Origin of the sequence: Pseudomonas sp. BF-B-15 (genome assembly GCF_019946675.1) — a bacterium.
In the GTDB taxonomy this organism is placed as follows: domain Bacteria; phylum Pseudomonadota; class Gammaproteobacteria; order Pseudomonadales; family Pseudomonadaceae; genus Aquipseudomonas; species Aquipseudomonas migulae.
Genome location: NZ_JAGYFZ010000109.1, coordinates 1 through 18845, shown reverse-complemented (window position 1 = coordinate 18845; position 18845 = coordinate 1). Strand labels below are relative to the sequence as shown.

Genomic DNA, 18845 nt, shown 5'->3' with positions numbered 1-18845 from the left:
CTTCCAGTCAATCAATCGGTGTCTGACCCACCGCTATCGCCAGCAAGCCGGCTCCTACAAGGATTTGTGTTTTATTTGAATTTTTGTACAAGGCAATAGCCCTATGTCCTCACGTGTCGCCAGCAAGTCGTCGGCCATTCCTGTTCCTCATGCCGCCTCCCCCGCGCTGCTGATCCCGGCCCTGTTGCTGTTCGTCTCCGGTGCCGCGGCGCTGGTGTATCAGGTGCTGTGGATCAAGCAACTGTCGCTAGTGGTCGGCGTCGAGGTCTATGCAATCACCACCGGTATCAGCGCTTTTTTTGCCGGGCTGGCCTTGGGTGGATGGCTGTTCGGACGCTGGGCGGATCGATTGCAGCAGCCCGTTCTGCTGTATGCAGGACTGGAAGTGGTCGTGGCCGTGTTGGGTGTCGGCGCGACCTTCGCCATGAGCCTCGCGGCCAGCCCGTTTGCCTGGCTGGAACAACACATCGGTCTGGCCGCATGGGTATTGCCGTTTGCGTTAGTGGGCATCCCGGCGCTGTTGATGGGCGGCACCTTGCCGGTGCTGGTGCGCTCGCTGGCCACTGACCCGCTAAATCTGGGCAAGGCTGGCGGCCAGCTTTACGCGGCGAACACCGCCGGGGCCATCGCCGGCACCCTGCTTGCCGCGTTCGTGCTGATTGCCACCCTCGGCGTGCGCGGCAGTGCCCTGGCCGCTGCGATGCTGAACCTGCTGGCCGCCGCCGGCGCCTTGTGGTTTCAGCGTCACCGTTCACTACCGGCCGTTGCGCCGGCGAAACACACGTCGAGCAAAGCGCCTGACCGACTGGCCTTATGGCTGTACTCGATTGCCGGCGGCGTGGCCCTCGGTTATGAGGTGGTTTGGTCGCAATCGATCGTGCAGTTCATGAGCACCCGCACCTACGCCTTTGCCGTGGTGCTGGCGACGTACCTCACCGGGCTGTTTCTCGGCAGTGTGCTGCTGGCCCGTCGGGTGGAGCGCATTCGTGATCCCTGGGGAGTATTCGGTTTGCTGATCGCCAGCGCCGGGCTGGTCGCGTTGCTGGAAATCGCCCTGCTCGGTCGCTGGTTGGTGGTCGCGCAAAGCCTCGCCGAAGCCTGGGTGTTGTCGCTGGGTGCGAGTGAGTTGCCGGGCATGAGCGCGCGGTTTGCGGTGGCGGCGTTAAGCATCGTGTTTGTGCCGACGCTGTTGTTGGGCGCGGCGTTCCCCCTGGCCCTGCGCCTGAGCGTTGGCCGCGAGCGAGTCGGCCAGGATGTCGGCGCTGTCGTGGCGTTCAATACGCTGGGCGGAATTGTCGGGGTGATGCTCTGCGGGTTTGTGCTGATCCCGTGGCTGGGCCTGGTACGCACATTGGGGCTGTTGGCCATCGTCGCCGCCGGGATCGGGTACTTCGCGGTGCGCAAGGGTCACGGGGTCAAGAAAGGTCGGCGCCAAGCGGTGGTGGCTATCGGCTTGTTGTCGGTGGCGGTGGCGGTATTTACCCCGGTGAACAAACTCGCCAGCCTGCTCCCCGGTGCTCGCAACGCCACGCTGGCCTTCTATGAAGAAGGACGCGGCGGGACCGTGGCGGTGGTCACCCAGGGCAAGGGGCAGAAAGCCTTCCAGCGCTTGTACATTCAAGGCGTGTCCAACACCGGCGACGCCATGCCGTCCCTGCGTTACATGCGCATTCAGGCGCTGCTGCCGCTGCTGATCCACAACGGCGAACCGCGCTCGGCGCTGGTGATCGGTTTTGGCACCGGTATCACCGCAGGCGCATTGACCCGTTATCCGGGGCTCGAACACCGGGTGGTGGCCGAGTTGCTCCCTTCGGTGGTCAAGGCTGCGCCCCTGTTCAAAGGCAACTTCAATGCCGCCGCCGATCCCGGGGTTGACGTACGCCTGCGCGACGGGCGCCAGGAGTTGCTGCGCAACCCGCAGCGCTATGACTTGATCACCCTTGAACCGCCACCGCCCTCCGCGGCCGGTGTGGTCAATCTTTACTCCCGGGACTTCTACCAACTGGCCACCAGTCGTCTGGAGAAACAAGGGCTGGTCGCGCAGTGGCTGCCGCTGCCCACGCAGAACATCGACGATTCACGCGCCCTGGTGCGCAGCTTTCTCGATGTTTTCCCGTACGCCAACGTGTGGACCAGCGAGTTCCACGAAATGCTGCTGGTGGGTTCGATGGAGCCGATTGCGCTGGATGCGGCGAAAATCAGCGAGCGCTTCCAGCAGGACAGCGTGCGCAGCACGTTGCAGGACGTGGGCATCGGTTCCGCCAACGCCTTGCTCGCCACGTGGGTCACCGATCGCACGGGGCTGGAGCGTTTCGCCGCCGATGCCCCGCCGGTGACCGACGACCAGCCGCGTATTGAATATGCGCCGTGGGTGCGGGCCAAAGAGATCAGTCGGGTGCTCCCCGCCCTGCTGGACTTGCACGTCGCGCCACCGTTAGTGAATGCCGATGCGGGATTCATCGAGCGGATGAATGCGCACCAGCAGCGCTTGATGCAGTTCTATCGGGCGAGCCTGCATGCCTATGACGGCGACCGTGATGCGTGGGCCAGGGATATTCGCGAGGTAATGCGCGGGGATGGGGGGAATCCGTATTATCGGTGGTTTGTCGGGGAGTGATGCGGCGTGTGTGAGTCCGCCATCGCGAGCAGGCTCGCTCCCACATGGATTGTGTGTCGATCACAAATCCAATGTGGGAGCGAGCCTGCTCGCGATGAGGCCCTCAGCCCCGATACATTATTTGGATTTGAGTTTCAGATACGACTGATGCATATCCGCAGCCCAGCCATCGATCACGCTTTTCACGTCATCGGCCTTCATCACCTGCGATTCGTTTTCCAGCGGTTTGCCGGTGCCCTTGCGCACGACCTGGGCCACGACTTTATTGCTGCCGCCGTCGAGGAACACCGCTTCGGTGGCCAGGTCGGTCTGCTGATCACGAATACCGCTGGCAGTACTCACCGCCGCTGCCACCAACGCAATCGGGATCACTTCATAAGGTTTCAGCCCTTCGGTCTTGCTGCTGACGGCAGTGATCGCGGCGCGCACCACAATCACACCCGGACCAGGGCCTGAGGCCAGAGGCAGGGATTTGCCGATTTCGCGTTTGAGCGCCTGATCGTAATAACTGGTGATTCCGTTCAGGGTGGTCTGAGGGATTTTTGCCGTCGGCTGAGGCTTGGGATACAGCTGGGTCGGCTCGATGTACACGCTTTGGAATTTCTTGATGTCAACTTTCGGATCGATCCAGCGCATCACTACTGCACCCGAAGGTGATTTGGCTTCCTGGAGTTGGCTGTAATTTTTGAGGAAGCCTGAATACTCGTCTGGCTCGACCTTTTTGCTGGCGCAGCCAACTACGCCGATCGAGGCAATACACAATGTACTCATCATCAATGCAAGCTTCATGCGGTAACTCCTGTAGGGCGGTCGACTACGGTTTGGAAACGGTTTAACAGGTATAGCTAATGCAGCGCGTTTTGTTGTGCAGAATCACAACATTCATCTATCGCCGCGCAGAGGATCACACCTGTCATTTGACAGACGCCCGGCATCCGTCAAAGCTGCATCGAGCTAGAACGCGCGCCTGACGGCAAACGCACCCGGACTATGGAAGTCGCAATGCCGAAACATAAAAATAAAGCAGCCGCCCCAAACCCTGATTCGTCACCGACTTCGTTTTCTCGTTATCTGTTTCCCGTTCTCATCAGCGTGTTGCTCCTGGCGATCGCGGGCATTGGCTGGTTTCTGTTCAGCAGCCAACCGGCCCCGGTGACCTATGCGCCGCCGCTCAGTACACCGGTCATTGCTCCTGAAAAACCCGTGGTCGCCGCGCCGGCGAAGATGGTCGATGAGCAACAGTGCCAGGCTTGCCACAGCGAACAAGTGAAGGACTGGCAAGGCTCGCATCACCAATTGGCGATGCAGGAAGCCAGTGCCGGGACGATGCTCGGCGACTTCAACAACGTCACCTTCAAGGCCGAAAACGAGACGACCCGGTTTTCGCGCAAGAACGACGAATTCTGGGTCAACACGCCGGGCATTGATGGCAACAACGCTGATTTCAAGGTCGCCTACACCTTTGGCATCGCGCCGTTGCAGCAGTATTTGATTGAGGTCGGTGATGGTCGGTTGCAGGCGTTGGGTGTCGCCTGGGATACCGAGAAACACCGCTGGTTTCACCTCTATCCGGGCCAGGGTGTGAACTTCAAGAACCCGTTGCACTGGAGCAAGCCGAGCCAGAACGCCAATTTCATGTGCGTCGAATGCCATACCACCGGCTATAAACGCAAATTCGACGCGGCTAAAAACACCTTTGACAGTCAGTGGAACAGCCTTGGCGTGGGTTGTCAGGCGTGCCACGGCCCGGCGTCCAGCCACCTGGAATGGACCGCGAAAAAGACTGATCTGATCCACGCCGGTTTCGCCGTCGACCTCAAAGACAAGGACGCGACCGTCGAGATCGAAACCTGCGCCCGCTGCCACTCACGGCGCGCGCCGCTGGGCGATGGCTTCACCGTTGGCAAGCGGCTGATGGATGACTATCTGCCCAGCCCCCTGACCCGCGAGTTGTATGCGCTGGATGGCAAGATCAAGGACGAAGTGTTCGAACACGGCTCCTTCGCCCAGAGCAAAATGTTCGACAAGGGCGTGCGCTGCAGCAACTGCCACAACCCCCACAGCAACGAACTCAAGGCACCGGGCAACGGCGTCTGCCTGCAATGCCACAACAGCGCCGGCAAAACCTCGGTGGCCGGTGTCGAGGGCAAGGGCTTGCAGGCGAAAAACTACGATTCTGTCGAGCACACCCGCCACGCCATGGGGCAACCGGGTTCGCAGTGCGTGGATTGCCACATGCCCGGCAAGTTCTACATGGGCAATGACTTTCGGCATGACCACAGCTTCAGCATTCCCAACCCTGAGCGGGCGAAAAAACTTGGCACGCCGGACGCCTGCCTGACCTGCCATCAGGGCAAGGCCGGTGACAAAATCACTGAACAATTCAAGCTCTGGAACACCGCAGCCACCGCCCCCCAGGCGCCGCGTTACGACGAAAGCCTGTGGCTGATTCGCAACGGTCAGCCCGGCGCGGCGCAAGCCTTGTACGAACAGCTGCAACGCAGCAACCTGCCGGCGATCCAGCGCGCAACGCTGCTGGCCGAGTTGCCGCTGTACCCCAGCGAACAGGCGTTGAAACTGGCGACTCAGGACTTGCGCAACCCGGCACCGCAAGTGCGTGAAAGCGCCGTTCGGGCGATCAGCGCGTTCCTCCCGCCGCCGGAGCGCGCACCACTGCTGACACCGTTACTGGGTGACCCGGTCAAAGCGGTACGCATCGCTGCCGCCCGGGATCTGCTCAGCGTCGCCCGCGACGGTTTGGGCAGCGCTCAGGCGAACTGGAACGCCGCCATCGCCGAGTATGAGGCTGTGCAAAAGAGCCTGGCCGAACGCGCGGAAGCCAACCTCAACCTCGCCATGCTGTATCAGGCCAGCGGTCGCAGCGCTGAAGTTGAAGCGCTACTGCGCACGGCGCTCCAGCGCGATCCGGACTTTTACCCGGCGCTGGTGACGCTGGTGCAGTGGCTCGAAGCCAGTGGGCGTAGTCAGGAGGCACAGGCCCTGCTGGAACAGGGCATCAAGGAGCATCCGGACGCCGCTTTGCTGCTGCATACCCAAGGGTTGTCGCTGATACGAGCGGACAAAACGGCCCAGGCCATGCCGGTGCTGCGCAAAGCCGCTGGGCTGGAACCCCATAGCGCGCAGTTCGGCTACGTGCTGGCGGTGGCGCTGCATGACAGCGGCAAGGTCGATGAGGCCTGCGAGGAACTGGAACGGTTGTTGAAGGTACAACCGGCGAACCGCAATGCGCGGTTGTCGTTGATCCAGTACTACCTGGAAAACGGACAGGAGCCCAAGGCCCAGGTGCTGTTGCAAGGCTGGAAGAAGATGAACATGGGGGATCCGGCGTTGAAGTGATTGGGGGTTGATCCAGAGGCCCCTTCGCGGGCAAGCCTCGCTCCTACAGGTTATGTGTGTACGCCATTTTTTTGTACGACACATAACCTGTAGGAGCGAGGCTTGCCCGCGAAAGCGTCGCCACGGTCTTAACCTTGCGTCACCACGAAGAACCACTCTTCAACGCCAACTCCCGCCGACTGTTCGCCCGCATCGCCTTGATCAACGACACCGTGCCCACCAGCAGAATCGCGGCGCCAAAAAGGAAGTCGATGTTGTACAGCTGGAAGTCCTCCAGCGGTCCCACCAACAGTACGCGGATCGCGCCGATACTCACCAGTGTCGCGAGAAAATCGATGCCCGGTTCGTCACGATAAAACACGTGCATCAGCGGCAGGCAGATCACCAGCAACAACAGCAGCACAATCACCTTGAACGAGCCTTTGCGCTCGACACTGAAGGCGCACTCATTGGCCGCGTAGGGCTTGTAATCGTCCTCGCGAACCAATGAATTTTTCTCGTTGATGTACTCGACCCGGTTGTATTTTTGAATCGGCGTGAAGGTGTTGGACATCTCCATGAGGGTGGTGATGCGCTTGAACTTCAGGTCAATCCGCTCATTGCCCTTGAGGATGTACAGCACCGGCTTGTAGCCGTAGCGCCAGGTGTCGAACGGAAACGCCGCCGCCCGACCCTGCACACCGATGGGCCGGGATTCAAGCTCGGCGTAGGCGCTTTTGTCGAGCGAAGAGAGGTTGCGACTCAGCGGTTTGATCCTGACCTGCTCAAGGAAGATCGGCGTGACGCCGTAGGACCATTGAAGAGGTTCCAGGCGCAGGCGCAACTCGTTGCGGCCCAGGTCATACCGATCGAAAGTGCGCTCGGAGACGATGACCGCACCCGAGAGCATGAAATCGCCCCGTACATTGTTGGTGATGCGCAGGGTCAGGTGATCCTTGCCCAGCGCCGCCGCATCGCTGGCCGGTGGCGTACCGCACCAGGCGGAACTGTCGGCTGACGCCCCGAGTTGCCCGTCACGGTTCTCCTGGAACAGATACACATAACTGCCCCACAGGGCCGCCATCAGCAACACTGCGACCAGCCCTAAAACTTTCTTGCCCGCGCTCAAACCAGACTCCTTTCTTTGACCCGCTTCCTTATGAGGCGCGGACTCTATCAAAACGGGGTCCCCGGCCAAAGCAAAAAGTCGTGTGGTTGTCAGCGCCGCCGAAACAACGGTCGTGGCTCGATCACCGAGCGGCCATACAACACGCTCATGCCCGCGAGCCCCTTGAGCGCGTCCTCGGCGGACTTGTCCTCGCGCACCGCAAAGCTGTCGAACCCGCATTGGCGCATGTGGCTGAGTTGATCGCGCAGGACATCGCCGACCGCGCGCAGTTCGCCGGTCCAGCCCAATCGGGTGCGCAGCAAATACGCCTGGCTGTAACCACGACCGTCGCGAAAACTCGGGAAGTCCAGCGCAATCAGCGGCAGTTGGTCGAACCACGGTTTGAGGCTTTCCACCTCATCGTCCGGCCCCAGCCACACGCCCTGCTGCCCGGGTTCCTCCAGCCAGCAGGCCAGCGGCACTATCACCGGACCTGACGGCAATCCGGCGGCAAGCTCCCTGACCAGGGTCCACGGATCGGCGCTATCGATCCGCGCTACACCGGCCTCCAGTCGCAGCAGATTGTTCATGCCGAGACCTCCAGCAACTTCGGATAGACCGCCTCTTTGAACGGCTCCAGACCAAGGCGCTGCAACGTGTCGACGAACAGTTCCTCACTCTCGCGGTAACGCACGAACGTGGCGATGATCCGCTCGATCACGTCGGGCACTTCAGCCGCGCTGAAGGACGGGCCGATGACTTTGCCCAACGCGCTGTTCTTGCCCTGAGCGCCGCCGAGGGTGATCTGGTACCACTCGCTGCCGTTCTTGTCGACGCCAAGAATGCCGATATTGCCGATGTGGTGATGGCCGCACGCGTTCATGCAACCGGAAATATTGAGGCTGATGTCGCCCAGATCGTGCAGATAATCCAGGTCGTCAAAACGCGCCTGAATGCCTTGCGCAATGGGGATCGACTTGGCGTTGGCCAACGCACAGAAGTCGCCGCCGGGGCACGCGATGATGTCGGTCAGCAAACCGACATTGGCACTGCCCAACCCGTGCTCGCAGGCCACACGCCAGAGCGCGAACAGGTCCGACTTCGGCACGTCCGGCAGGACGATGTTCTGTTCATGGGCAATCCGGATTTCGCCGAAACCGAATTGCTCGGACCACGCGGCCACGGCATCCATTTGTTCGCCGGTGACATCTCCCGGCGGCGAAGCTCTGCCCGGTTTGGTCGACAGCACCACACTGGCGTAGCCCGGCACCTTGTGCGGCTGGACGTTGCGCGAGACCCAGCGGGCGAATGCACTGTTTTCGGCCAGGCGGGTGCCGAACTCCAGGTCGGTACTGGACAGCGAACGGTAATCCGGCGGCACGAAGGCACTGGCGACACGCGCATATTCATCGCCGGTCAACTGCGCCGGACCGTCCTTGAGATGCTGCCACTCCTCCTCCACTTCCCTGGCGAAAGCGTCGATCCCGAGTGCCTTGACCAGAATCTTGATCCGCGCCTTGTACTTGTTGTCCCGCCGACCGTGGCGGTTGTAGACCCGCAGCACCGCTTCGACATACGACAGCAAATGCTGCCACGGCAAGCCTTCGCGAATCTGCAGGCCAAGAATCGGCGTGCGTCCCAAACCACCGCCAACGATCACCCGCAGGAGCATTTGTCCGTCGGCGCCGGGGTAAAGATAAAGACCGATATCGTGCATCATGATCGCCGCGCGGTCCTGTACGGCCGAGCAGATGGCGATCTTGAATTTGCGTGGCAGGAACAGGAACTCCGGGTTGATCGTCGACCATTGGCGCAGGATTTCCGCCAGCGGTCGCGGGTCGATCAACTCGTCCGCCGCGACCCCGGCGAAGGCTTCGGTGGTGATGTTGCGCACGCAGTTGCCGGACGTCTGGATCGCGTGCATTTCTACCTGGGCCAGGCGTTCGAGGATTTCCGGTACCTGGGCCAGTTCGATCCAGTTGAACTGCATGTTCTGGCGGGTGGTGAAGTGGCCGTAGCCACGGTCGTAATCCCGGGCGATGCTCGCCAGCGTACGCATCTGTTGCGCGCTCAGCGTGCCGTAGGGAATGGCCACGCGCAGCATGTACGCGTGCTTTTGCATGTACAGGCCATTCTGCAAGCGCAACGGCAGGAATTCCTCTTCGCTCAACTCGCCTGCCGTGAAGCGTTCGACCTGATCACGAAACTGCGCAACCCGCTCGAAGACCAGCGCCCGGTCATAGTCGTCGTACTGATACATGTGGCTACCTCATCAGGATGGGACGGGCTCTTTGGCTCGTTTTCGATGAGGCGACTATGAGGGGCACCGGAAAAACATTACAGATTCAGGAGACTTCAAAAAAACCATATCAGTTTTATGGATCACTACTGAGGTTGTTTCGACATCTCATCAACGATGGGTGCGTAAATCCTTTTGAAGCGCCAATCGTACGAATCACCGGCCTTGTTGGTGCCACACTCCCAACTGCACGACCACGTCATCAAGCCTCTGATCCCGTTGCCGTCTTTTACCAGTCGTTTGAGTGCATTTTTCACAAAAGCGGGATCCACTACATACCCGTTGGCGGCTGCATCGATACTGCTGGGCAAGCCGATAACGAATTTGTCGGCAGGGATTTTGGTGAAACCATAATCACCTGTTACCAATGCGGTGGTCAGGTAGTAGAGGAACTCTTCCTTGCGCACGCCATCGTTTTGCGCCAGCCAGGGTGGATTAAGGCCTGGCACATAAAGCCCATCACCGTTCTGGTTGTAGTATTGCGGGGCAATGAAGTCGTAATGGTCCTTCAGCGCAGTCAAATACGGTACGTACTTGCCACTCGTTACCAAGTGCGGAAACTCCGGCGCCATGCTGATGATGAAATGCTTGCCTTCCTTCGCGTAGTGCTCCCTGACCAGTTTAAGCGCCGCCGGAATCACCTTATTGTTATCGGCAAAGTCGATAGCAGTCTGCTCCAGATCGATGTCCAGCCCATCAAAACCATAGACTTCCGCCAATCGGATAATCTCAGTGGCAAGCGCCTGTTCCTGACCGTTGCGCAGCTCAATGTGAGCATCGGCGCCCCCCAGTGAAATCAGCACCGCGCGACCTTGCTTGTTGAGTACGCCGACCTGACGCCGAAACTCCACATCGGTCTGGTTGTATGGCTTGAATGTCGGGATGCCAGCGCCCTTCATGAACGCAACGGCCACAACGTTGTATTCGACGGGGATGTCCTTGAGTTCTACTTCGCCGGTCCATCCCCCGGCATACTCGCTTTGTGCACGTCCCCAGTTGTGCCAAAAACCCATGAATATTTTTTTACCGCGAATATCGGGCATCTCGGACGCATCATCGACAGGCGCCTTGGGGCCTGTATAAGTGAAAGTTGTCATTGGTTCACCCTTGAGTTCAGAACATCCTGTATGAAAGTGCCCCTCCTGATCGCCATGACAGGCAGGGCTGACTTGCCTTGAACGCAACCACTGGAACTCACCACTACCCAATGCGTCAGCGGGTTTATTAAACCGCTGGATTCAATCCGCCGATACTGTCAACTCTGACAGGTACGGCGCCTTTATCTGATCCGTATTAATTGCGCTTTCCTGAATCTGTTTTGTTTTCGATGAGGTTTCTACAGTTCACGGCATGCCAGTCCGGGTGGCCTGGCAAGACTTTGCAACCGTGGAAGCATTGACCATGAGCACAGCAACAATCGGACAGGCCTATAACTACAAGGTCGTCCGCCAATTCGTCGTGGCGACCATTTTCTGGGGCGTCGTGGGGATGGCGATGGGGGTGTGGATCGCCTCGCAACTGGTGTGGCCCGAGATGAACCTCGACCTGCCTTGGACCTCGTTCGGGCGTTTGCGTCCGCTGCACACCAGCCTGGTGATTTTCGGCTTTGCCGGCAGCGCGCAGTTCGCCGCCAGTTATTACGCAGTGCAGCGTACCTGCCAGGTGCGGCTGTACTCGGACACCCTCGCCGCCTTCACCTTCTGGGGTTGGCAATCCGTCATCGTGGTGATGCTGATCACCCTTCCGCTGGGCTACACCACTACCAAGGAATACGCCGAGATCGAGTTCTCCGGCGCGGTGTGGATGACCGTGGTCTGGGTGGCGTACGCCGTGGTGTTTTTCACGACGGTGGTGCAACGCAAGACCCATCACATTTACGTCGGCAACTGGTTTTTCGGCGCGTTCATCGTGGTGATCGCCATGCTGCACGTGGTCAATCACCTGTCGATTCCGGTGGACTGGTTCAAGTCCTACCCAGTGTATTCCGGCGCCACCGACGCCATGGTGCAGTGGTGGTACGGGCATAACGCGGTGGGGTTTTTCCTGACGACCGGGTTCCTCGGGATGATGTATTACTTCGTGCCGAAACAGGTCGGGCGGCCGGTGTACTCCTATCGCTTGTCCATCGTGCATTTCTGGGCGTTGATCACCCTGTACATCTGGGCCGGCCCGCACCATTTGCACTACACCGCGTTGCCGGACTGGGCGCAGTCGCTGGGCATGGCCATGTCGCTGATCCTGTTGGCGCCGAGCTGGGGCGGGATGATCAACGGCATGATGACGCTCTCGGGCGCCTGGCATAAATTGCGCACCGATCCGATTTTGCGTTTTCTGGTGTTGTCGCTGGCCTTCTACGGCATGTCGACCTTCGAGGGGCCGATGATGGCGATCAAAACCGTGAACGCCCTCTCCCACTACACCGACTGGACTATCGGCCACGTGCACGCCGGCGCCCTCGGTTGGGTGGCGATGATCACCTTCGGCGCGGTCTACCACATGATTCCGAAAGTCTTCGGCCGCGAGCAGATGTACAGCACGCCGTTGATCAACCTGCACTTCTGGCTGGCGACCATCGGCACCGTGCTGTACATCGCCTCGATGTGGGTCAACGGCATCACCCAGGGCCTGATGTGGCGCGCGATCAACGACGACGGCACGCTGACCTATTCCTTCGTCGAAGCCTTGCAGGCCAGTCATCCCGGATTTGTAGTGCGGTTTGCCGGCGGTGTGTTCTTCCTCAGCGGCATGCTGTTGATGGCGTACAACGCCTGGCGCACCGTGCGGGTTTCCGACGTGGCGATGGCTGAACGTGATGCACGGATTGCCTGAGGCGAGGAGCTGAGATGTTCGAGATCGTGTTGAATATCGTGGGTGTTGCGGGGCTTTGGCTGGCGGTCGAGTACTGCCTGAAGCAGCAGACGGCAGAAAGTCTGGAGGAAGCGAGCCTGATCCCGTTTGCCGATGACCCGGAGGTGGCACGACGGGTGGAGTTGGCGACGGGGAAAGTGGTGAAGGCGGTTGCGCCGGAAGTGGCAAAACCGGGCTGGGTGAATCTGGATATGTGATTCGAAGCTGATGACCCCATCGCTGGCAAGCCAGCTCCTACAAGTGCGACGCATCCCCTGTAGGAGCTGGCTTGCCAGCGATGGCGGTCTCGGATCAGCTGCGATCTCTAGGGATCAGACTCTGCAACTGCTGCGCCAGAAAATTCGCGTCGAAGGCAAAGGTGTCCGGGTCCTTCAAACCATTGGTCTTGCGCCATTGCCAGCTGCTCGACGGCGGCAGGCACACCAGCGAAATGCTGCCATACCGCGCGGCGGTCAAACCCATCACCGCCAGGGAAATCTGCCCACCGGTACCCATCACGTCCGGCACGAACTCCACGGGTTTGCCGGCGATCACGATGCCCAGTTTCTCGGTCTTGAACGTTGACGTCTCGACCGGAACACTCGGCCCCGAGGCGACATACGCCTCGCGACTGACTTCCAGCAGGTTCGGCGCCCGGACCGGTTCCAGCCATTGCTGGATCTGATCGAACAGCTCGCCAATGCGCGTCGCCCACACGGCCGATTGCGACTCGAACAGTTGTTTTTTGTGCGCTTCGCTGTCTGCGTAGTGGCGAAGCATCTCGCCCAGTTGCTGTACGTCGTCCATTGCGGTGTTCCTTTGTTGAAACAGTGCTGCGGACTTTGAGCATGGCAGATGCGCGCGGTGGGCGTACGACTAAAAGCGTGAGCGGTATTGGCTGGGGGTCATGGCGAGGAATTTGCGGAAGGCGCTGCCCATGTGCGACTGATGGGCGAAACCGGCATCAAGGGCGATGTCAGCCAGGCTCAGCCGGGTGTGCTCGATCATCCGCCGTGCCGCCTGCAGTCGTATTTCAACGAGGTAAGCGTGCGGTGTCAGGCCGATGGCCCGGGTAAAGTCGCGCAGAAAGCGCAGCTCGTTCTGGCCGTAGGCCGCCGCCAGTTGTTGCAGCGTGAGGGGCTGATGGAATTGTTCTGCGATCAGGTCCAGCACTTGGGCGAGTGCGGCTGGCGCGGGCCGATGAGCCATTTCGACCTGCGGCTGCGCCAACCCCACAAATCCCAGGGCACATTGCTCCAGTGCCAGTAGGTCGGGTTGTGGCGCCAGCAACAAACGCCGCACTTCGCGCGCCAGGCTCAGCGCCTGTCGATTGCCACACGACTGTACGCGATGGCCAATGGCGGGCAATTGCTCATCGGCAAATGATTCGTCCAGCTGCATCAGCAAGTATTCGCCACCGCTGGACGATTCGGAAAACACTTCGACGCCCACCGGGGTATACGCCAGAACACCGGGCAACGTATCGAAATCCACCCGCCGATCCGAGTCAATCGCGTGCACACCCTGCTGGCGCTCCAGCGTCACCCCAAGGGTGCGCGACTGCGCCGGATCGCGTGCGCTGTAAGCGGCACGGGGCAGAAGTTGCAGGCTCACTTTAGCGCCCGGCAGCCGTTGGCTCAGCATGTGAAATTTCCTGATAGAAAGCCGTGAAGCGCCACGGGATACTCCCAGACAAAGGGTTGCCATCAACAGGAGCACGCCATGCGCACCATCGGCCTTATCGGCGGCATGAGCTGGGAGTCCAGCGCCGAGTATTACCGCCTCATCAACCAACAGGTACGCGACCGGCTCGGGCCGTTGCGTTCGGCGAAACTGCTAATGTACAGCGTCGACTTCGGGCCTGTCGAACAGGCTCAGCATGCCGGTCGCTGGGACGATGCGGCGCTGATTCTGGTGGATGCCGCGCGGCGGCTGGAGGCTGGCGGCGCCGATTGCGTGGTGCTGTGCACCAACACCATGCACAAGGTCGCCGGGCAGATTCAGGCGGCGATCAACATTCCGTTCCTGCACATCGCCGACCCGGCCGGACAGGCGGCGGTGGATGCCGGCGCACTGAACGTCGGGTTGCTGGGGACTGCGTTCACCATGGAACAGGACTTTCTCAAGGAACGCCTGACGTCGATGGGGCTGACCGTATTGGTGCCGGACGCCGAGGAGCGTCAAGCCGTGCACCGGATCATCTACGACGAGTTGTGCGTCGGGGTGATCAGCGAGGCGTCACGCCGGATTTATCGGCAGGTAATCGAATCCCTGAGCCAGCGCGGCGCCCAGGTCATCATCCTCGGCTGCACCGAAATCGGCCTGCTGATCAAACCCGAACACAGCACCCTGCCCCTGCTCGACACCACCGAACTGCATGCGCAGGCGGCGGTGGCGTTTGCACTGGGCGAGTGAATCAACCGGCCTTGGGCATGCGGCGCAGACGCGCCATGCTCAAGGTGTCCACCAACACTCCGTCACGCACGGCGTAGTCCCGAAACAGGCCTTCGGTTTCAAAACCAAACTTGCGGTACAAACCGATGGCTGCTTCGTTGTCGGCGTACACCGACAGCTCGACCCGTTGCAGATTCATCCAGTTGTCGGCGATGTCCAGCGCGGTGGCCAGCAGCTTCGAGCCAACCCCCTTGCCCTGCCACGCCTCAGAGACTCCCATGCCGAAATTGGCAGCATGACTGCGGCGGATGCGCGAAAACTGCTCAAGACCGATGTTGCCGATCACCCTCCCCTGACTCAGCGCCACCAGTTGCACATGCCGTTCGTTGCCCGGATCCAGGCGTTTGCGCCAGACCTCGATGGACTGAAACGGCATTTGCAGCACTTGCCGGGTAATCGCTGGCTCGTTGTAAAGCGCGGTGATGCCTTCGAGGTGGGATTCGTTGAAGCGTTCAAGCGTAATGACAGCGTCAGTGACGGGCATGGGTGATTCATCCTTGATACAGACATGGCCGCCCACTCTACAACGCAATCTTCCAGCAGGGCGAGAACCAAATGTGGTCAGGCTTCGAACCACTCCCGGCGCTCATTGAGGGTGTTTTGAATCAGTTCGACGATCATCTGCACCTGAGCTTCATCCTGCGACTGCGCATTGACCGCCATCCACACCTGGCGCTGCATCGGCTGGCCAAACAACCCCGGCAGAGCGATCAGACCACGGTCGAAATGGCTCATGTAACCAGGCAGCAAACCGATACAGGCGCTGCATCGGATCATCTCCAGCATCAGCTCATAGGCATGCAACTGCACCACCCCGGCGAGGCGCTGGTCCACCAGCGCATTCCACGGCACAAAGCTCTCGACCTGAAGATGAGGCTGCCATTGCACCAGCAGAAAATCAGCGAGGTCATCGAGGTTGTCCGGGCGTGACGCAGTGCGTGAATAACGCTTGGCAATGTGCGGCAGGTAGTCGAGCCGCGCCAGGCGCCGGGGTTCGCTGACAGCAAAACTCGGGCCCGGCAGCGGTGAATCAGTGCCGGCCAGCCACACCACCACATCGGCGCTGACGGCGCGCAGGGCCAGTTCGCTGTCGAGTGAGATGATCTCCAGACGCACACTGGCGTTGCGGCGCAGCAAGGCCACCAGGTCGCGACCGAGGATGTCATGCAGGATCGATTCGGCGACGGCCAGGCGCACCAGGGGCTGTTCGATCACCGGCAAGTCGCGTTCATGGGCCAAGGCAATCAGCTGCGCCTGAAGCTGCAAGCCTTCGCGACTGAGGGCAACGCCATTGTCGCCATGGCTGAACAGCGAGCACTGCAGGTGCGCTTCGAGTTGCGCCAACTGCTTGCGCAGCAACGTCGCCTTGATGTTGAGACTGCGCGACGCCTGCATGAAACAACCGCAGCGGGCACTGACCATGAACGCTTGCGCCAGTTGCGGGTCAAGCGCGGCGGCCTGCGCATGTATGGATGACGAGGTGTCTACCGGCAAACGGTATTCGGCAGGGCTCTGGCGCCCGGCGGTTTCCATGAATGACATCAATGACTCCCTGTCGATCTGTCCTTTGAAAACCTCATCCTGCGCAACGTTCATGAACCTGATGTGACAGCGTCATCACGCGCTGGGGGACTGGCGGAAACTCACCGCGAGGCGATTCCAGCTGTTGATGGTGGTGACGGCGATGGTCAGGTCAACCATTTCGCTCTCGCTGAACTGTTCCCGGGCCTGGGCGTAGACGTCGTCCGGCACATGGCTTTGCGAGAGCAAGGTGACCGCTTCGGTCCAGGCCAGCGCCGCGCGCTCGCGCGGGTTGAAAAAGCCGCTGTCGCGCCAGACCACAATCGAATACAGACGCCGGTCGGTCTCGCCGAGGCGTCGCGCGTCCACCGAGTGCATGTCGGTGCAGAAGGCGCAGCCGTTGAGCTGCGAGGCGCGAATCTTGATCAGGTGCAGCAACGCCGGCTCGATGCTCAGGTTGCTGGTCAACGCCTCCATGGCGATCATCGCTTTCATCGCTTTGGGCGACGCGCTGTAGTAATCCAGACGGGAAGTCATGGCGTGCCTCGTGGATTGATAGATGTTTTCACGGTAGGCGCTGATGCGCCGGCGTTACAGATCCAATTGCGCGAAATACCGGTGGACCACTCCGAGCAGACCAATCTGCGGTTTTTCCCCCACGCAACTTCTGCACGGCGGCGCATGCGCGTAATCTGGCGCGACGCACACGCGCCTTAACCGCCCAGGAGCCCCGCCGGTATGGAACTTCATGTTGTCATCAACGGCCGCAAGGACCTGGCAGGCCAGTTGTACAACCAACTGCGCAGCGCCATCGAATCCGGTCGCCTGGCAGCCGGGACGCAACTGCCGCCCAGCCGTCTGCTGGCCGAACAGCTGGGCATCTCGCGCAAGACCATTTCCGACACGTACGCGCAACTGACCTATGAAAACTTCCTGACCGGGGTGATCGGCAAAGGCACCTATGTCAATGCCCGGACGGCCAAAGCGCAGCCCAAGCAAAGCCATTCGCAGTTGGCGAGCGCCGAGGTCATCGAGTCGTGGCGCAATTTACCGGTGTTTTTGCGTCACCCGACACTGGAAGGCTCGCTGCGTTATGACTTCATCGGTGGCGCCACCAGCAAGGGCCAGTTTCCGCAGGACGATTGGCGGCGCTGTACCTCCCACGCGCTGCGTCAGATGTCCGGTTCCAAAGGCTTCTACAGCTTGCCTGAAGGCCTGCCGGCGCTGCGCAATGCGATCGCCCGGCACATCGCGTTTTCCCGTGGGGTGAATTGCCAGGACGAAGACGTGGTGGTGTGCAACGGTGCGCAACAAGCGCTGGACCTGATCTCCCGCGTGATCACGCGCCCCGGCAGCATCGTCGCCATGGAAGACCCCGGTTACCCGCCCGCGCGCCTGCTGTTCGGCAGCCACGGCGCCACGGTGATCGGCGTACCGGTCGACGAAGACGGCATCCAGGTCGACAAAATCCCCCTGGGCACCCGGCTGATTTATGTCACGCCGTCCCACCAGTTTCCGCTCGGCATGCCGATGAGCCAGGCACGTCGCGTGGCGCTGCTGGAGCGCGCCTACGAGTTGGGCGCGATCATCATCGAGGACGATTACGACAGTGAATTCCGCTACGAAGGCCGGCCCACCGACTCGCTGCAAAGCATGGATGAGCGCGGGATCGTCGCCTACGTCGGGACCTTTTCGAAAACCCTGCTGCCGGAACTGCGCCTCGGCTACGCAATTTTGCCGCCGGCGATTCTCGAAGCGGTGATCCGCGCCAAGCAACTCACCGACCTGCACACCTCCACCCTGCCCCAATGGGCGCTGGCCAAATTCATCGCCGAAGGCTGCCTGCTCAAGCACATCCGGCGCTGTCATACGATCTACGCCGGGCGTCGCGAACGCATCCTCACGCGCATCGCCGGTGACCTGTCACCCTGGCTCGAAGCGATCCCGAGCACGGCGGGTTTCCACATGGTGCTTATGTGCAAAGTGCCTATCGATATGCCATTGCTGATCGAACTGGCGAAAAAGGTCGAAGTCGGGCTGTATTCCATCGATACCTTTTACTACCAGCGGGCGCCACAGGCCGGGCTTCTCATGGGGTTTGGCGCCATTGAAACCCTGGACATCGACACCGCGCTGGACCGCTTGCGTGACATTTTTCAGCAAATCGCCTGAGCGATTGGTCTGGGTTTTTATCCGGCAATTGGCTATTGGCGGTCCGCAAGTGCAGGCCTATCCTCGTAAGCGTTATCCCTCAATGAGCAGGATTCGTCCGGCCTGATTCAGGAGTGTGAGCAATGTCCAACGAAGTGATCAACACCGTAAAGGTGCAGGCCGCAGCCGGCCGCTCGGACGAACTGGGTAAGCAACTGCAAAAGATTGTCGAAACCCTGCGTGAACAACCGGGCTGCGAATCCTATATGGTCGACCGCTGCCCCGAGGACAGCAACCGCTGGAACGTCAGCGCCCGCTGGCAATCGGAAGCGGCCATGCAATCGCATTTCAACACCCCACAGGCGCAAGGTTTTATCGACCTGATCGATTGCCAATTGGCGAACGCCGTGGACTTCAACAGCTTCCCGATCCGTTAAACACCCCCCTGTAGGAGCCGGCTTGCCGGCGATAGCATCACCGCGGTGTACCTGATGCACTGCGGTGATGCGATC

Annotated in this window: 17 protein-coding genes; 7 read left to right on the top strand and 10 right to left on the bottom strand. The window is 60.5% G+C overall.

Translation table 11 applies throughout. The annotated features are described in order from the left end of the window. The first annotated feature begins 103 nt into the window (after positions 1-103). On the top strand, positions 104-2617 hold the full coding sequence (locus KGA97_RS25210) for a fused MFS/spermidine synthase (RefSeq protein ID WP_223481711.1): 2514 nt from the start codon (positions 104-106) through the stop codon (positions 2615-2617). Between the two features lie 117 nt (positions 2618-2734). Here KGA97_RS25210 and KGA97_RS25205 read toward each other — a convergent pair whose 3' ends face one another. Next, positions 2735-3406 (bottom strand): DUF3313 domain-containing protein, encoded by a 672-nt coding sequence (locus tag KGA97_RS25205; protein WP_008036344.1) that lies wholly within the window; start codon positions 3404-3406, stop codon positions 2735-2737. Between the two features lie 213 nt (positions 3407-3619). On the opposite strand from KGA97_RS25205, the gene KGA97_RS25200 reads away from it, so the two are divergent. Next, positions 3620-5974 carry a tetratricopeptide repeat protein gene (locus tag KGA97_RS25200; protein ID WP_223481710.1) on the top strand — a complete coding sequence of 785 codons (2355 nt, stop codon included), beginning with the start codon at positions 3620-3622 and terminating at the stop codon, positions 5972-5974. A gap of 139 nt (positions 5975-6113) precedes the next feature. Here KGA97_RS25200 and KGA97_RS25195 read toward each other — a convergent pair whose 3' ends face one another. The 4 genes from KGA97_RS25195 to KGA97_RS25180 form a co-directional block, all read right to left on the bottom strand. Beyond that, positions 6114-7082 carry a hypothetical protein gene (locus KGA97_RS25195; protein WP_207284255.1) on the bottom strand — a complete coding sequence of 323 codons (969 nt, stop codon included), beginning with the start codon at positions 7080-7082 and terminating at the stop codon, positions 6114-6116. 89 nt (positions 7083-7171) lie between these two features. Continuing rightward, positions 7172-7651, bottom strand: a complete 480-nt coding sequence (locus tag KGA97_RS25190; protein WP_223481709.1) for a DUF934 domain-containing protein — start codon at positions 7649-7651, stop codon at positions 7172-7174. Further along, the gene (locus KGA97_RS25185; RefSeq protein WP_223481708.1) at positions 7648-9321 is read right to left on the bottom strand and encodes a nitrite/sulfite reductase; all 1674 of its coding nucleotides are present in this window, start codon (positions 9319-9321) and stop codon (positions 7648-7650) included. Before KGA97_RS25185 ends, KGA97_RS25190 begins: the two co-directional genes overlap by 4 nt. Before the next feature lie 125 nt (positions 9322-9446). Further along, entirely contained in the window at positions 9447-10457 is a 1011-nt protein-coding gene (locus KGA97_RS25180) for a glycosyl hydrolase family 18 protein (protein ID WP_223481707.1), read from the bottom strand. 304 nt (positions 10458-10761) lie between these two features. Here KGA97_RS25180 and ccoN point away from each other — a divergent pair, with 304 nt between their 5' ends. Next, entirely contained in the window at positions 10762-12189 is a 1428-nt protein-coding gene (ccoN, locus tag KGA97_RS25175; RefSeq protein WP_008030155.1) for a cytochrome-c oxidase, cbb3-type subunit I, read from the top strand. A 14-nt stretch (positions 12190-12203) separates the two neighbouring features. Further along, complete coding sequence (locus KGA97_RS25170) at positions 12204-12425, top strand: cbb3-type cytochrome c oxidase subunit 3 (protein WP_192416470.1); 222 nt, start codon at positions 12204-12206, stop codon at positions 12423-12425. Positions 12426-12519: 94 nt separating this feature from the next. Here KGA97_RS25170 and KGA97_RS25165 read toward each other — a convergent pair whose 3' ends face one another. Together KGA97_RS25165 and KGA97_RS25160 are read right to left on the bottom strand one after the other, a co-directional pair. Continuing rightward, positions 12520-13014, bottom strand: a complete 495-nt coding sequence (locus KGA97_RS25165) for a hypothetical protein (protein WP_223481706.1) — start codon at positions 13012-13014, stop codon at positions 12520-12522. 69 nt (positions 13015-13083) lie between these two features. Next, positions 13084-13851, bottom strand: coding sequence for a helix-turn-helix domain-containing protein (locus tag KGA97_RS25160; protein ID WP_223481705.1), 768 nt, complete (start codon positions 13849-13851; stop codon positions 13084-13086). Positions 13852-13929: 78 nt separating this feature from the next. Between KGA97_RS25160 and KGA97_RS25155 the strand changes: the two genes are divergently transcribed. Beyond that, positions 13930-14622, top strand: coding sequence for an aspartate/glutamate racemase family protein (locus KGA97_RS25155; protein ID WP_008042910.1), 693 nt, complete (start codon positions 13930-13932; stop codon positions 14620-14622). A gap of 1 nt (position 14623) precedes the next feature. Here KGA97_RS25155 and KGA97_RS25150 read toward each other — a convergent pair whose 3' ends face one another. The 3 genes from KGA97_RS25150 to KGA97_RS25140 form a co-directional block, all read right to left on the bottom strand. Continuing rightward, on the bottom strand, positions 14624-15145 hold the full coding sequence (locus KGA97_RS25150; RefSeq protein WP_223434580.1) for a GNAT family N-acetyltransferase: 522 nt from the start codon (positions 15143-15145) through the stop codon (positions 14624-14626). A 77-nt stretch (positions 15146-15222) separates the two neighbouring features. Then, positions 15223-16203, bottom strand: a complete 981-nt coding sequence (locus KGA97_RS25145; RefSeq protein ID WP_223481704.1) for a LysR family transcriptional regulator — start codon at positions 16201-16203, stop codon at positions 15223-15225. 75 nt (positions 16204-16278) lie between these two features. Then, a complete protein-coding gene (locus tag KGA97_RS25140; protein WP_008030139.1) occupies positions 16279-16719 on the bottom strand; it encodes a carboxymuconolactone decarboxylase family protein in 441 nt (146 codons plus the stop codon). Between the two features lie 201 nt (positions 16720-16920). On the opposite strand from KGA97_RS25140, the gene KGA97_RS25135 reads away from it, so the two are divergent. Both KGA97_RS25135 and KGA97_RS25130 read left to right on the top strand, forming a co-directional pair. After that, positions 16921-18354: a PLP-dependent aminotransferase family protein gene (locus tag KGA97_RS25135; protein ID WP_223481703.1), complete on the top strand. Its 1434-nt coding sequence runs from the start codon at positions 16921-16923 to the stop codon at positions 18352-18354. Between the two features lie 122 nt (positions 18355-18476). Continuing rightward, entirely contained in the window at positions 18477-18770 is a 294-nt protein-coding gene (locus KGA97_RS25130; protein WP_008042903.1) for a putative quinol monooxygenase, read from the top strand. The last annotated feature ends 75 nt before the right edge of the window (positions 18771-18845 follow it).

Excerpts from the sequence above, each read along its gene's own strand:
- KGA97_RS25210 (WP_223481711.1), top strand. The coding sequence starts at position 104 with ATGTCCTCACGTGTCGCCAGCAAGTCGTCGGCCATTCCTGTTCCTCAT.
- KGA97_RS25205 (WP_008036344.1), bottom strand. The coding sequence starts at position 3,406 with ATGAAGCTTGCATTGATGATGAGTACATTGTGTATTGCCTCGATCGGC.
- KGA97_RS25200 (WP_223481710.1), top strand. The coding sequence starts at position 3,620 with ATGCCGAAACATAAAAATAAAGCAGCCGCCCCAAACCCTGATTCGTCA.
- KGA97_RS25190 (WP_223481709.1), bottom strand. The coding sequence starts at position 7,651 with ATGAACAATCTGCTGCGACTGGAGGCCGGTGTAGCGCGGATCGATAGC.
- KGA97_RS25185 (WP_223481708.1), bottom strand. The coding sequence starts at position 9,321 with ATGTATCAGTACGACGACTATGACCGGGCGCTGGTCTTCGAGCGGGTT.
- KGA97_RS25180 (WP_223481707.1), bottom strand. The coding sequence starts at position 10,457 with ATGACAACTTTCACTTATACAGGCCCCAAGGCGCCTGTCGATGATGCG.
- ccoN (WP_008030155.1), top strand. The coding sequence starts at position 10,762 with ATGAGCACAGCAACAATCGGACAGGCCTATAACTACAAGGTCGTCCGC.
- KGA97_RS25170 (WP_192416470.1), top strand. The coding sequence starts at position 12,204 with ATGTTCGAGATCGTGTTGAATATCGTGGGTGTTGCGGGGCTTTGGCTG.
- KGA97_RS25165 (WP_223481706.1), bottom strand. The coding sequence starts at position 13,014 with ATGGACGACGTACAGCAACTGGGCGAGATGCTTCGCCACTACGCAGAC.
- KGA97_RS25160 (WP_223481705.1), bottom strand. The coding sequence starts at position 13,851 with ATGCTGAGCCAACGGCTGCCGGGCGCTAAAGTGAGCCTGCAACTTCTG.
- KGA97_RS25155 (WP_008042910.1), top strand. The coding sequence starts at position 13,930 with ATGCGCACCATCGGCCTTATCGGCGGCATGAGCTGGGAGTCCAGCGCC.
- KGA97_RS25150 (WP_223434580.1), bottom strand. The coding sequence starts at position 15,145 with ATGCCCGTCACTGACGCTGTCATTACGCTTGAACGCTTCAACGAATCC.
- KGA97_RS25145 (WP_223481704.1), bottom strand. The coding sequence starts at position 16,203 with ATGTCATTCATGGAAACCGCCGGGCGCCAGAGCCCTGCCGAATACCGT.
- KGA97_RS25140 (WP_008030139.1), bottom strand. The coding sequence starts at position 16,719 with ATGACTTCCCGTCTGGATTACTACAGCGCGTCGCCCAAAGCGATGAAA.
- KGA97_RS25135 (WP_223481703.1), top strand. The coding sequence starts at position 16,921 with ATGGAACTTCATGTTGTCATCAACGGCCGCAAGGACCTGGCAGGCCAG.
- KGA97_RS25130 (WP_008042903.1), top strand. The coding sequence starts at position 18,477 with ATGTCCAACGAAGTGATCAACACCGTAAAGGTGCAGGCCGCAGCCGGC.